The following is a 270-nucleotide window of genomic DNA, read 5'->3' on the forward strand; positions in this document are numbered from 1 at the left end:
ATATCTTTAGAAGTTCATCAGGCGAGTTTAAATTTTCCTAAGATTGAACAATATGCACTGGCAGACCAACTAAGACGTTCAAGTAAAAGCGTTTGTGCCAAATATAGCAGAAGGATTTGCCAAACAGGAATCAATGATAGAGTTTAAACGATTTGTTAAGATAGCAGCAGGAAGTGCTGATGAAACAAGAGTTTGGTTAAGATATTGTGTTGACTTGAACTATGTAAATGAAGAAACTTGGCAAAGATGGCGTAATGAATACGAAGAAAT

General features: G+C 35.2%; 2 protein-coding genes. Both read left to right on the plus strand.

What is annotated here, in order from left to right; all coding sequences use genetic code 11:
- The gene (locus ACTG7X_RS11115; RefSeq protein ID WP_439258497.1) at positions 1-147 is read left to right on the plus strand and encodes a four helix bundle protein; all 147 of its coding nucleotides are present in this window, start codon (positions 1-3) and stop codon (positions 145-147) included.
- A partial coding sequence (locus ACTG7X_RS11120; protein ID WP_439258498.1) for a four helix bundle protein occupies positions 95-270 on the plus strand: 176 nt, incomplete at its 3' end. The genes ACTG7X_RS11115 and ACTG7X_RS11120, both read left to right, overlap by 53 nt.

The organism is Lonepinella sp. BR2271 (assembly GCF_051851515.1).
Taxonomy (GTDB): Bacteria; Pseudomonadota; Gammaproteobacteria; order Enterobacterales; family Pasteurellaceae; genus Lonepinella.